This window comes from Candidatus Vampirococcus lugosii (assembly GCF_018420025.1).
Classification (GTDB): domain Bacteria; phylum Patescibacteriota; class Gracilibacteria; order Absconditabacterales; family Absconditicoccaceae; genus Vampirococcus; species Vampirococcus lugosii.
The window spans coordinates 1-14396 of sequence record NZ_JAEDAM010000024.1; the positions used below are offsets into that span (position 1 = coordinate 1).

Consider the following 14396-nt stretch of genomic DNA (forward strand, 5'->3'; position numbering starts at 1 on the left):
AAAAAATATTTAAATTATTTAAAATAAAATTATAAATTTGTGTAGTACACAAATCTATTTTTATTTTCTTCCAAATCCTTGTCTAAATCAAGGATTTAGAAATTTTGTTCTACAAAGATGAGGTAAAACTCTCCTCCACAACTCTCACTTCCTCCTCACTTGTAATATAGACTAACATTATTTACAGTAATCATTCTATAAAACTTTCTTTATCATCAAATCTTGAATTTAATTTATATCTTCAAGAAAATTCTGAATAAGTAAAATTACTTGATTAAGTAATTAACATTCAAAGTCTATCTTATCAATGATTTGATGACTCATTTTATTTATCTTTTCAATACTATTTAACTGTATTTTCATAATTTTTTAAGTGCAGAAGATTTAAATAAAAGATATATTAAATTGCTACATTTGCTTTAATAGGGTTATAAGGATTATATCATAATATTTCAAAATCTTTATATTTAAAATCAAAAATATTTTTAATTTCTTTATTTAATTTTAATTTAGGTAATTGTCTTGGAGTTCTAGATAATTGTAAATTTACTTGTTCAATATGATTTTGATAAATATGAACATCACCGAAACTATGTATAAATTCTCAAACTTCTAAATCGCAAACTTGTGCGATCATATGAATAAGAAATGAATAACTTGCAATATTAAAAGGTACTCATAAGAATACATCAGCACTTCTTTGATATAATTGACAAGATAATTTTCAATTTTGTATATAAAATTGAAATAAAGTATGGCAAGGTGGTAATCAAGATTTTGACATTTCCAAAATTTCAGATGCATTCCAAGCAGAAACTATCAATCTTCTAGAATTTGGATTTACTTTTATTTCATTTATTAACCAAGAAATTTGGTCAAATCAATTAAAATTTCTCCATTGTTTTCCATATATTGGTCATAATTCTCAGTATTTTTTGGCAAAATCATTATCTTCTTTTATTCTTTTTGTAAACAAAAGCATTTTTTCTTTCCAAGAATTTGAATATTTAGGATATTTATCTAACAATCAATTAGACTTTAGATATGATTGAAATGGTCGTTCATTCCAAATTTTGACATCATTATCTACTAAATATTTTATATTTGTAGAACCACTAATAAACCAAAGTAATTCATGAATTATAGATTTTACAAAAATTTTTTTTGTTGTTAATAAAGGAAATCATTCTGATAAATCAAATCTCATTTGATACCCAAATTTACTTATAGTTCATACTCAAGTTCTATCATTTTTTTCTTTTCATTCTAATAACAACATTTTTAATAAATCAAGATATTGTTTTTCTGAATTTGACATTTTTTTAAGATAAATTTTAATTTTAAAACAAAACTGTTTTACATAAAATATAATTGATTTATATAAAAAAATCAATCACTTTATGTGAATGAATTTAAAAACTTATTTAAATATTCAGGGAGGCTAGGATTCGAACCTAGAGCACCAGCTTCGGAGACTAGTATGTTAAACCAGTTAGACACCACCTCCCTTTATTGAAAAAAATTGATACATTTGATATGAATAATAGTATAATTATTTTTTTTTAAAATTTCAAATCTTTTTACTTTAATCTTCTGTACCTAAATTAGAGAAAAGAGTTGATTTTGTTGATTCTGTAGGTAATTTCTTTGATTTCTATTTTGTTGTTTTACACAAATAAAAATTTTATTTATTATATTTTTTTGTGTAAACAACGCTAGTCTATATTAAATATAAATATATTAAAAAAGCTTGAAAAAAAATATTATATTTGTATAAGTAATTTTTATATAAATTATACTGTATATATCTATGATAGATAAGAAAACAAAAATTATTGCTTCAGTGTGACCAGTTACTAAAGATGAAAATAGCTTAATTTCTTTATATCAAAATTGAGTAAATGTAATAAGATTTAATTTTTCTCATGCTGATTATGATTCTGTAAAAGATATTATATCAAAAATAAAAAATCTTAATATTCAATGAATAACTAATTTAAGTTTATTATTAGATACAAAATGACCTGAAATAAGAACTTGAGATTTGGAACAAAAAATTGATTTCAAAAAGTGAAATATTTTTAATATTTTTTATAAAGATTCTAATTTATGTACAAATAATGATTTGTATTGTGATTATGAATATTTATGAGATTTAAATATTTGAGATATAATTAGAATAGATTCTTGACTTTTTGATGTTGAAGTTGTTTCAAAATGAAAAGATTTTTTGGAAGTTAAATCATTAAATTCTGCAAAAATATGATCTCGTAGACATATAAATTTGCCTTGAATCAAAATAAAACTTCCTTGAATAACTGATAAAGATAAAAAAGATATACTTTTTGGAATAGAAAATTGAGTTGATTTTATTGCTTTAAGTTTTGTAAGAAATAAATCAAATATTGATGAACTAAAAACTTTTTTGAAAGAAAATAATGCTGAACATATCAAAATTATTTCAAAAATTGAAAATCAAGAAGCTATTGAAAATTTAGATTCAATTATAGAAAACTCTGATTGAGTAATGGTAGCAAGATGAGATTTATGAATAGAAGTTGATATTGAAAAACTTCCAAATTATCAAAAAACAATAGTACAAAAATGTAGAGATAAATGAATATTTGTTATTGTTGCCACTCATTTATTGGAAACTATGATAGATTCACCTTTTCCAACTAGAGCAGAAGTTTCAGATATTTATAATGCCGTTTTGCAAAAAGCTGATGCATTAATGTTAAGTTGAGAAACAACAATATGAACATATCCTATTGAATCGGTAAATATGATGTCAAAAGTAATAAAAAGTGCAGAAGATAATATTAATTATGAACATAATTGTTTTGAAAATATTTGATTGAATAAAAGAGATGTTGAAAAGAAAAAATTAATAAAACATTGATTTTATATATGAGAAGATTTATGAGTGAAAGCAATAATTATACTTACTAAAACTTGAAAATTAGCAAGAATAGCAGCAACTTACAAACCTAATAATAAAGTTTTTGCATTTACAAAGAATGAAAATACATTAAATTATATAAATATATTGTTTTGAATTGAATGAATTAAAATGAATTTTGATTCTAGTAATACAGAAAATGTTGATATGGCTATCAAATTACTTTATGAAAAGTGAAAAATTACAAAAGCTGATAAATTAATAGCAATAGCAGATAATATATCCAAAAATTGAAAAGAAATTCCTATTATGCAAATAATTAATGTTGATGATATTATTTTATAGTTTAAATTATTTATTTTAAATTAATATTTTTCTGAAAAATGATGATGTTTTTTAGAAAAATTTTTTATTGTATACAAAATATTAATTTAATATTGATATTTTTATATAAATTGATATATATAAATATATATACATTTTTAAAATTAAAATTAAAATATTTTTTTATGAAAATATGATTGGTATGACAGACAAATGTTGGTAAAAGTACTATTTTTAATAGATTTATATGAACATATAGAGCGATAATTACTGATATTGCATGAACAACAAGACAAATAATTAGTGATAATTTTTATCCAAGAGATGATTTTTTATGTAAAATTTATGATAGTCCTTGACTTGCTGATTTTGATGAAGAATTACAATATATTCAAGAAATAATTGAAGATTCTGATTTGATAATTTTTGTTATTGATTGAAAAAGATGAATAACAATGAAAGATGAAAAAATAAAAGAATTAATTATAAAAAGATGAAAACTAAATAAAAGCATTTTGGTAGTAAATAAATTGGATTCCAAAGTTAATTCTCCAGATTTAATAAATTATATTTGAGATTTTTATAGTTTTTGATTTGAAAATATATTTCCTTGTAGCTCCAAAAGTTGAGAATGATTATGAAATATTTCTGATTATATAGAAGAATATATAGACAAAAATAATATTAGTCAATTTGAAGAAAAAGAAGAAAAAACAATAGATATAAGTTTTGTATGAAGACCTAATACTTGAAAATCAACTTTGATAAATAAATTTGCTCAAGAAGATATATCAATTGTTAAAGATACTGAATGAACAACTTTGGATTATATACAAACTGATATAAATTTTAAAAATGAAAAATATACTCTTTACGATACAGCATGAATAAGAAAAAAATGAAAAATATTATGATTAGAAAAAATAGCCTTTAGTAAAACAAAACAATTATTGCAATACAAAAAACCTGTAACAATAATATTAATTGATATAGATTCTTGACTTACTCATACTGATAAAACAATAATATGACAAATAGATAAATTAAATGTACCAATTATAGTTGCATTAAATAAATCTGATTTACTTGATCAAAAAACATTAAAATTAAGAACTAAACAAATAATTGCATTGCTTTCATTTGGGAAACATATTCCTATAATTGATATTTCTGCCAAAAATTGACATAATTTGGATAAAATATTAAAATTTGCAAAAGATATTTCAAATGAATACAAAAAAGAAATAACAACTGCTCAATTAAATAAGGCTATTAATAAAGCTTGGATGACTAATCCTCCTAGATTTTCCAAAAATAAAATATGTAAAATTTATTATGCTACTCAAATAAAATCTTGACCTCCTAAATTTTTGTTTTTTATAAATAATGAACAAAAAGCAAATTTTGCATTCAAAAAATGGATAATTAATACTTTGAGAAAAAATTTTTGATTTATATGATGTCCTATAATTTTGGAATTTAGAGAAAGAGAACAAAAATAATTTTTATTTATTTAATTTGATTTTGTTATGGTTTCAAATGAAGCAAAATTATTTAGAAATTTAGAAGATAAATTTGGTTCTGAACTGGTAAGAAAATGAGGTATATATTTTATGTATGGAAATGTTTTAGAAATTAAAATAGATGTAAAAAATATTGATTTTTGAAGTATATCTTTTTATTGAGTTGTTGTAGGTAGTAAAAAATATAGTGTTTCATTGACATACTTATATAATTTAGATTTTAAAAATTATTCTTGTGATTGTCCAGCATTTAAAACATATTGAAGGTGTAAACATATAGTAGCTTTTATTATGTGAATAATTGATAGATTTTTGTTTGATGATAATTTTGTCTATGATAATAAACTTAATGATGTAATAAATATTAAAGATTTTAAAAAAAATTCTTCTTTGGATATGTTGAAAACAATTGATTTTGATAAAAAAAATAATTCCAATGATGATTGGAAAGATGAAAAATTATATAAAGTTAAAATTGAATTTGATGAAAAGTGATATTATTATAAAGATATGTTTATTTATTTACTTAAATGTAAATTGAAAAATAATTGAGTATTAAGTCCTTGAAGAAAACTTAAAAAAAATGAATTTGTAAAAGTTCCAGCAAAATTTAAATTGCTTGAATATTTTGCACAAATTGATTCTTGATATTATAATTATAATGAAGAAAAAACATTTGATTCAAATCCAGAATTATTTTTTGATTTAGTTAAAAAATATGATAATATATATATATGAAATAAAGAGACGATAAATGTTAATAAAAGATTATTTAATTTAAAATTTAATTTTGAAAAACTTGAAAATTGAAATATAAAAATTAACCCAGTTTTGGTATTAGATAATCTTATATATGATATTGATAAAGATTATCTTTATTATAGTAATAATTCTTTATTATCAGCATTAAAATTTTGAAATGAATTGATTTTTTTTAATTTGCCATTAGATTTTAATTCTTTTAAAGAATTATTATCTAATGATATAGAGTTATCTACAGAAGAATTTGAAGAATTTAAGAAAGCTAAAAATTATAAATCTTTGATACAATATGCTTATGATTTAAATGGTTTGGAAAATTTTAAAAAAGAACTTCCTTATGATAATCTTGAAGTTATTATTGATAATGATTTTTCAAATGTAGAAGTAAAACATAATGTATTTTACAAAGATGAAATTTTGGAAGAAAATGAATTTGATAATAAATATATTTTTAAAAAAGATGAACTTATTGAGAGAGATTTGGAAAAAGAAAATAATTTATATGATCAAGTTAATTGAATAAAAGTTTTGGCTGATGAAGTTGTTTGAAATACTTTTTATAAAAATTCTACAAAAAATATAGATTCTTTTTTTGATGAGATAGAAAAACAAGAAAAAAATGGTAAAAAAGTTGTTTATAAACAAAAAACTAAAAGAATATCAAGTAAAACTTTATCTGCAAAATTGGATGTAAAATCATGAATAGACCGATTTGATGCTAGTTTAAAATTAAAAATTTGAGATAAAAAAATTAATAGTGCAAAAAAAATATTGGAATCTATAAAAAAATGAGATAATACTGTAATACTTGATGATTGAACTGCATTTAAATTGAAAGATAATGTTAAAAAAGTTTTTAAAGAATTGGAAGAAATTGGAATTAATAATTCAAATATTGAAGATGAAACATATAAAATATGAAAATATAATATATGATTACTATGAAAAAATTCTGAAAATGATGAAAATGATAAAATTCTTGAATATGATTTGGATCATAAATGAAAAGAATTAAAAGAAAAAATTTCTAATTTTGATTGAATATCTAATATTGAAGTGCCAAAAGAAATTATTGCTAATCTTAGAGATTATCAAAAAAAGTGATTTCAACGGATAAATTTTCTTAAAGAATATAATTTTGGATGAATTCTTGCTGATGATATGGGACTTTGAAAAACTATACAAACTATTTCAATGTTGCAAAGAGAATATAATAATAATATTAAAACTCCTAGTTTAATAGTTTGTCCAACTTCTCTTACATTAAATTGGGAAAGTGAAATTGATAAATTTGCTCCAAATCTAAAAGCTCAAGTAATAGAAAATTGAAAAGAATGATTTGAAAATATTGAAAAAGATACTAATATAATTATTATTTCTTATTGAATAATAGCAAATTTAGTTAATGATTGAAAATTAAAAAAACAAAAATTTCATTATATAGTTGTAGATGAATCACAAAATATTAAAAATCCTAATGCTATAAGAAGTAAATCTATTTATAAATTGAAATGAAAATATCGTTTAGCATTATCAGGTACTCCTATAGAAAATAATTTAACAGAACTTTGGTCAGTATTTAATTTTTTGATGCCTTGATTTTTATGAAATTTAAGTTCATTTAGTAAAAAATATAAAAATGCAAATAAAGAAGAATTAAAAATATTATCACAAAAAATTAAACCTTTTGTAATTAGAAGAACAAAAGAGGAAGTTTTGAAAGAAATTCCACCAAAAATAGAAAATATAACATATTTGAGAATGCCACAAAAACAAAAAAAATTTTATGATGAATTAAAAGAAGCTTATAAATTACAAATTTGAAAAAAACTTGAATCTGAATGACTAAATAAAGCTCGTTTTGAAGTTTTGGATGCACTATTGAAACTTCGCCAAGCTAGTTTATTACCACAGTTAATTGAATGAAATAATGTAAAAGATTCTGCTAAACTTGATTATATTAAAGAAAATATTGAAGAAATGATACAATCATGACATAATTTATTAATATTTTCTCAATTTACAAAATTTATATGATATATAATTCAAATTTTGAAAGAGAAAAAAATATCTTATTGCCATATTGAATGAAAAACTAAAGCTAAAGATAGACAAAAACAAGTAGAAAAATTTAATTCATGAGAAATATCTGTATTTGTAATTAGTTTGAAAGCATGATGAACAGGGTTAAATTTGACTCAAGCTGATTATGTTTTACATATGGATCCATGGTGGAATTCATCCGTTGAAAAACAAGCAACTGATAGAGCTCATCGTATTTGACAACAAAAAACTGTATTTGTAAATAAATTGATTATGAAAGATAGTATAGAAGAAAAAGTTTTGAAATTACAAGAAAAAAAGAAAGATTTAATTAAAAATGTTTTTGAATGAGATTTTACTTGAAATTTAAGTGAAGATGATATTAAATATATTTTTGATTAATTTATCAAAAATTTAGTAGATTTTTATTTAATAAAACTTATACTTAAAATTACTTAGTTAAGTTTTAATTAAATAAATTTTTTATAGATTATGGATATTAATGTTAATAAACAGTATTTTGAATTGATTGAAGATTTTTTTATTGTATCAAAAACAGATATTTATTGAAATATAACATATGTTAATGATAATTTTTGTAATATCTCTTGATATACAAAAGATGAATTGATCGGTAAACCTCATAATATTGTAAGACATCCAGAAACACCAAAATATGTATTTGAAGAAATGTGGGATACTATCAAAAATAAAAAACAAATTTTTTCTTATATTATCAAAAATAAGAAAAAAAATTGAAAATGATATTGGCTAAAAAGTGTTATTAAACCTATTTTGAATGATGATTGAGATATTATAGAATTTATTTCTATTAGACAAGATGTTACAAAAGAAATAGAATATAATAATAATCTATTTAAAACAATAGTAGAAAATATGTCAGAAAGTGTTTGGATATGAGATAAATATGAAAAAACAATTTATGCAAATCCTAATTTTTGTGATTTGTTATGATATGATGTTGAAGAGATAATTTGAAAAGAATCATATATGTTTTGGGATAATTTTAGTGCTCAAATTGTTAGAGAAAATAATAATATTAGAAAAAAATGAAAAAAATCAAAATATGAATGAAATTTAATAACAAAAAATTGAGAAAAAATACCCGTATTTCTTAGTTTAGCTCCTATGAAGGATTGATGAAGTGTTTGAATTATGACAGATTTGAGAGAATTAAAATCAGTAAAAAAACTTGCTGAATATCAAAAAGCAATAGAATGATCAAATATATTATTAAAAATATCGCCAAATTATAATATAACATATGCAAATCAAATATTTTTTAAAGCATCAAAAATAAAAAAAGATAATATTTTAAATAAATATTATTTTGATATATTAGATATTGATTCTCATTTAAAAAATGAAATAAAATTATCTCTTGAAAATAAAAAAGTTCGAAGATGAGAATTGAAATTAAATGTAAATGATGTTGATTATTTTTCTTGGGCTTTTACAAATATTATACCTTTATTTAGTAAAAATTGAGAACTTGAAGAATTTTTAGTTTTGAAAAATAATATTACAAAAGAAAAACAATATGAAACAAAAATTCAAAATGATAAAAATCATATAATAAAAAAATTGGAGGAAATAAATAAAACTAAAGATGAATTTATAAATATTGTAAGTCATGAATTAAGAACTCCTATGACTACTATCAAATGATATATATCAATGATATTGGAATGAGATGCATGAGATATTAATGATGAAGTAAAGATATATTTAAATAAAATAATTACTAATTCTCAGAGATTGATTTATTTGATAAATGATATATTGGATGTGCAAAAACTTGAATCTGGTAAAATGAATTTTAATTTTACCAAATTTGATTTTGTAAAATTACTTGATGAAGTGTATTTTGATATGTTAAATCTTGCCAAAAAAAATAATCAAAAACTTTTATTGAATAATGATTTTAAATCATTATATATTATTTGTGATAGAAATAAACTAATACAAGTTCTTGTAAATTTGATAAATAATTCTATTAAATTTACTCCAAAATGATGAGAAATAAATATAATTTCCAAAATTAATTGAGATTTTTTGGAAATTTGTGTTGTAGATACAGGAATATGAATAAGTGAAGATGATCTAAATAAAATATTTGAAAAATTTTGACAAGTAAAAAATTCTCTTACAAGGGATATAGAATGAACTGGTCTATGACTTTTTATAGTTAAATCTATAATAGAAAATTTAGGTTGAAAAATAAATATAGAAAGTAAATTATGAGTTTGAACTAAATTTTATTTTTCTATACTTATTAATAATTAACTCAAAAAAATTTATTTTATAAAAAATATATAAATGAAAAAAACAATATTAATTGTAGAAGATAATAAAGAATTGTCTGAAATGTTCAAGATTAAATTTGAAAAATGATGATTTAATGTTTTTATTTCTGATAATTGATTTGATTCATTATGACTTGCTATAGAAAAAGAACCTGATCTAATCTTATTGGATATAATGATGCCTGATATGGATTGATTTGAAACATTAAAAGTATTAAAAGAACAGACATCTTTAAAAACTAAAATTTTTATATTTTCAAATTTAAAGAGTGATGATCATATAAAAAAAGCAAAAAAATTATGAGCTGATGATTATCTTGTAAAAGCAGATTATACACCAAAAGAAGTTCTTGATAAAGTGATATTATCAATATGACCGGCTGATGATAAAAAATCTATTTTTTGTTCAGATGCAGATAAAACTTTTGTTTCACAATGTCCACATTGTTGAGAAAAATTTAAATTAGATATTAAAATATCAAAAGATGAATAATATAAGAGAATATGATGAGTTTGAATGAAAAAATAATGATGATGAAGAAGTATTTAATTCTAATCTTGCAGATGCTTTAAGTGATACATTTTTGATAAATGAAAAAAATTCTAATTTATTATCAAAAGAAAAATTAGAAAATATAAGACAAAATTTGTTGCAAACTACGGAAAAACTTTATGAACAAAATAATTCAAATAAACCAATACTTATAGTAAGTGATTGAACATATTTGAGTATTAAAGAAAAAGTTTTGAAAGAAATTTATTGAGAAAAATTATATCAAAAATATACACAAGTAGTAAATATTAAATATAATGATTGATGATTAGATATAGAAGATTTGGATAATTATTTAAAATCAAATATTCATTCAAATAGTTTAATATTATTATGATGAAGTATCAGTGATATTGTTGATATAAATCCTTTTATTTCCAATAGTTTCTTTTTTTCTTTTTTGAAAGATATTATAGAAAATACATGAGATATATCAAAAAATAATTTTTTATTGTGAATATGTTATTGACATCAATTAATATCACATATTTCTTGAAATGAGATGGAAAAATGTGGTAGCGATTTTTCTATCAAAACTTGTCAATTTGAAAAAGAAATTCCTGAATTTTATAAAAAATGTTTTGTATGATTAAATAATGAAAATCAAAATAATTGATTTAATTCTGTTTTTACTAGATCTTGGAAAGTTTGAAAAAATTATAATGATGATTTTGTTCCATTAATAGCTGATCAAAATTGATTTTGAAATAAAAGTGAAACATTTTTGAGTATACAATTTCATCCTGAAGTTCCTATTAAAGATATTGATAATATAAATAAACTTAAAAATGAATTGTCAAAATTATGAGTTGATATAGATTCGCTTTCTTTTGATGAACAAAAATTATCTGAAAGTATAGATAAACATTTTTTTATTCCAGTATTTGATAATATAATATCAAAAATTTTAACAAGATTTAATAAAGAAAAATCTGAATATTCTGAGATGAATTTGAATTTAATTAATGTAAATAAACTTAGATCTACAAGATTAGTGTGAGATTTTTTATCAGAATCTTATCTTGATTTTAATTTTCCCAAAAGAGAAGATTATTTTAATTATCTTTATAATAATTGATTACTTTATTTAAATTCAAATTTTGATCGAAAAGTTGATAGGTGAGTAAAAGAAGTATCTAATACTTTATGATTAAAATCTACTTCAAAAATTATATCCGAATTGCAAAAATATAAAAAAGAAATTGATAAAAATGCTGTATTTACTGTAAGAGATATGTGAGCAGGAGATGGAACTTTTTTGGAAGAAAGTTATAAAGATCTTTCATGAAAAGATATACTTTTTTCTTGAGTATGAGATAAAATATATATAGATTTGTACAAATGAATAAAAAATTCAAAATATTCTTGGCAAATACCAGATGATATATTGAAAATATTTGTAAAAAAATTTATACAAATAAAAAATGATATAGAAAAACAATCTTGAAAAAAAGAAATAAAAGAAATATTGCCAAAAATACTTTCTTCAATAAATATTTCTAAATGAGATGTTGTTTTGGATGATTCTATGTTTGCAGAAAGTACTAGTATGTTTGATTATGTTTGATGAAACTCTTTGAGTGAAGAATCTTTAAAATTTTTGGAATCTAGTGATTGAAAAAATAAAATTAATAATTTAAAAAATGATATACAATTAAATTTTTTATGATTTGTAAAATGATATTTTGAAAGAATTTTTGTGTCAGATTTTAATTCTTATTTTGATAATCTTGAAGAAATTAGATTTAAGTATTCTAGTGATTTAAAAAAATGTGATTTAAATTTATCAGTTAGATGAACATCTCATCTAAATAATAAAGATTATTATAATTTAATGTATGATCTTATAGATAAATGATTAAATGATTGATGAATTATTATAGATGATTGAATTATTAGATCATATACATATGAAAATAGATTTTTGGAATTTTTGAAATTACAAGATATTTTTTCTGATACAATAAAAATATTTATTATTTCAGATTTGAAAGATGATATAAAATCTGTAATTATTCAAAAAAAACCTTTTAATGATGAATTAGATTTATCAAATCATGTAATGGAATGATTTTTTGTAGAAAGTATAGAAACTTTTGATAATAATGATATTATTGTTAATTCTTATGTAAGAAATTTAGTTCATAACTATATATATTCTTTATCTTTTTGAAAAGATATTTATAAAAAAATAGATAATAAATTATCTTTAAATATAAATCATATAATAAATTTGATTAATAATGATAATTATGAAGAAATATATTTTAAAATTGATGAAATTATAGATGATTTATGAAAAGAATATTTGGAAAATATTTGTAGAAATAGTTCTATAAAAAATTTTAAATCATTAAAATTGCGATTGGAAAATACTATTCGTTTTAAAAAAGAAATATCTTCTATTGTATCAAAAATATTAAAGCAAGATAATAATGATTATGATTATCTTATTTTATATGAAAGTGAAAAACATAAAAATAATATTGAATTACATCTTAATATTTTTGATGAATTAATTAAAGAACAAGAAGAAAAATCTAATGTAAATAAAATAAATATAAAGCCATTTCAAACATTATTAAATTTTTTTGATAGTATGAATGAAGTATCTGATCCTAAAGTTTTGGAAGAATTGTCTTCTTTATCTCCTTATATTTTACCACTTTTGGAAAGTAAAGATTTATTGCTTGAAACTTTATGATTAGATAAGTTTTTGGATAAAAAATTTGAATCTGAAAAAGATGATTTAGATAAAAGTTTAGAAAATATTTTTTGGAAAAATGTAAAAATATTAGTAATAGATAATATACCTTCTATGAAAAAACTTTTGGATGTTGTTTTTGTTTCTGATTTATGAGTAAATAGAGATAATATTACTATGCTATCTTCTTGTGAAGATTGATTATTATCTTTATCAAAATGTGATTTTGATGTTGTAATAGTTCAAAAAGATTTAGATATTAATTCAAATTTTTCTATTTTGAATTATATTAATTCTATATGAACAAATTTATTGTATATTTGATGAGATGATAAAAATATTGATGTTGGTAATAATCTTTCTTATAAAGAACTTGTTCATCCATTTACAAAAAAAGAATTACAAGAATCTATAGCTTCATTTGATTGACTTGTTGATAAGACAATATTAGATATATAATTTAAATATATATTATTAAAAATTAAAAACAATATTATTACCTACAGAATTAACAAAATTCACTTTTTTCTCTAATTTAGGTGCAGAAGATTAGAATTTTATAACTTTGTATTGACAATATAAAGTTTTACTTACAATATCTTTGATTTCTATTTCGTGAAAATTTTCAATTATGTAATATATATTCAACTACTTCTAAACAGGCATACATATAATAATTATTTAGTCTTTCAACTTCACTTCTTAAATGTATTTTCTCTAAATTATATTCTTGTTTTAAATATTTATATGTTTCTTCTATTAACCATCTATAACTATATGCTTTTATTACTTCTATAGCTTCTTTTGCATTTCATACTTTTTTGTTTGTAAGAAATATTCTTTGTCATTTATTATTTTTTATCACCACCAAATAATATTTTCTCTTACTGTTTGGGTCAAATATCTTTACCATTCAATAGTAAAGTTTTCCTCTCATTTTCTTGTCTCCTTTCAGACTTATCTCTACTTCCTTTTTCAAGTTTCTCAAATAACTAATTGAGTTCTCTATCTATACTGTTTTTCACTTAATTTTTACATATCTATTTTTTTCATACATACTATAAAGTATGTTTTTAGTTTTGACAAAATATCAAACATTTTTTTCTCATCATATTATCTATCAAATATAAAACATATATTAACCTCATCTTTGTAGAACAAAATTTCTAAATCCTTGATTTAGACAAGGATTTGCGAGAAAATAAAAATAGATTTGTGTACTACACAAATTTTATAATTTTATTTTAAATAATTTAAA

8 protein-coding genes and 1 tRNA gene are annotated in these 14396 nt (G+C 20.3%); 6 read left to right on the forward strand and 3 right to left on the reverse strand.

The genetic code is table 25. From position 1 onward, the window contains the following. Nucleotides 1-400: 400 nt before the first annotated feature. Complete coding sequence (locus VAMP_RS02630; protein WP_213348931.1) at nucleotides 401-1318, reverse strand: thymidylate synthase; 918 nt, start codon at nucleotides 1316-1318, stop codon at nucleotides 401-403. Nucleotides 1319-1433: 115 nt separating this feature from the next. Next, nucleotides 1434-1509: transfer RNA gene (locus tag VAMP_RS02635), tRNA-Arg, on the reverse strand. A gap of 301 nt (nucleotides 1510-1810) precedes the next feature. Here VAMP_RS02635 and pyk point away from each other — a divergent pair. The 6 genes from pyk (at nucleotide 1811) to VAMP_RS02665 (ending at nucleotide 13597) form a co-directional block, all read left to right on the forward strand. After that, entirely contained in the window at nucleotides 1811-3247 is a 1437-nt protein-coding gene (gene pyk / locus VAMP_RS02640) for a pyruvate kinase (RefSeq protein WP_213348933.1), read from the forward strand. A 164-nt stretch (nucleotides 3248-3411) separates the two neighbouring features. Beyond that, nucleotides 3412-4728, forward strand: coding sequence for a ribosome biogenesis GTPase Der (gene der / locus VAMP_RS02645; protein WP_213348935.1), 1317 nt, complete (start codon nucleotides 3412-3414; stop codon nucleotides 4726-4728). Nucleotides 4729-4755: 27 nt separating this feature from the next. Next, nucleotides 4756-7956, forward strand: coding sequence for an SNF2-related protein (locus VAMP_RS07010; RefSeq protein ID WP_213348937.1), 3201 nt, complete (start codon nucleotides 4756-4758; stop codon nucleotides 7954-7956). A gap of 90 nt (nucleotides 7957-8046) precedes the next feature. Further along, the gene (locus VAMP_RS02655; RefSeq protein ID WP_213348939.1) at nucleotides 8047-9861 is read left to right on the forward strand and encodes a PAS domain-containing sensor histidine kinase; all 1815 of its coding nucleotides are present in this window, start codon (nucleotides 8047-8049) and stop codon (nucleotides 9859-9861) included. Between the two features lie 33 nt (nucleotides 9862-9894). Next, nucleotides 9895-10374: a response regulator transcription factor gene (locus VAMP_RS02660; RefSeq protein WP_213348941.1), complete on the forward strand. Its 480-nt coding sequence runs from the start codon at nucleotides 9895-9897 to the stop codon at nucleotides 10372-10374. Beyond that, nucleotides 10367-13597 (forward strand): glutamine amidotransferase-related protein, encoded by a 3231-nt coding sequence (locus VAMP_RS02665; protein WP_213348943.1) that lies wholly within the window; start codon nucleotides 10367-10369, stop codon nucleotides 13595-13597. Before VAMP_RS02660 ends, VAMP_RS02665 begins: the two co-directional genes overlap by 8 nt. A 127-nt stretch (nucleotides 13598-13724) precedes the next feature. Here VAMP_RS02665 and VAMP_RS02670 read toward each other — a convergent pair whose 3' ends face one another. Then, nucleotides 13725-14051, reverse strand: a complete 327-nt coding sequence (locus VAMP_RS02670) for a transposase (protein WP_213348945.1) — start codon at nucleotides 14049-14051, stop codon at nucleotides 13725-13727. Nucleotides 14052-14396: the final 345 nt, after the last annotated feature.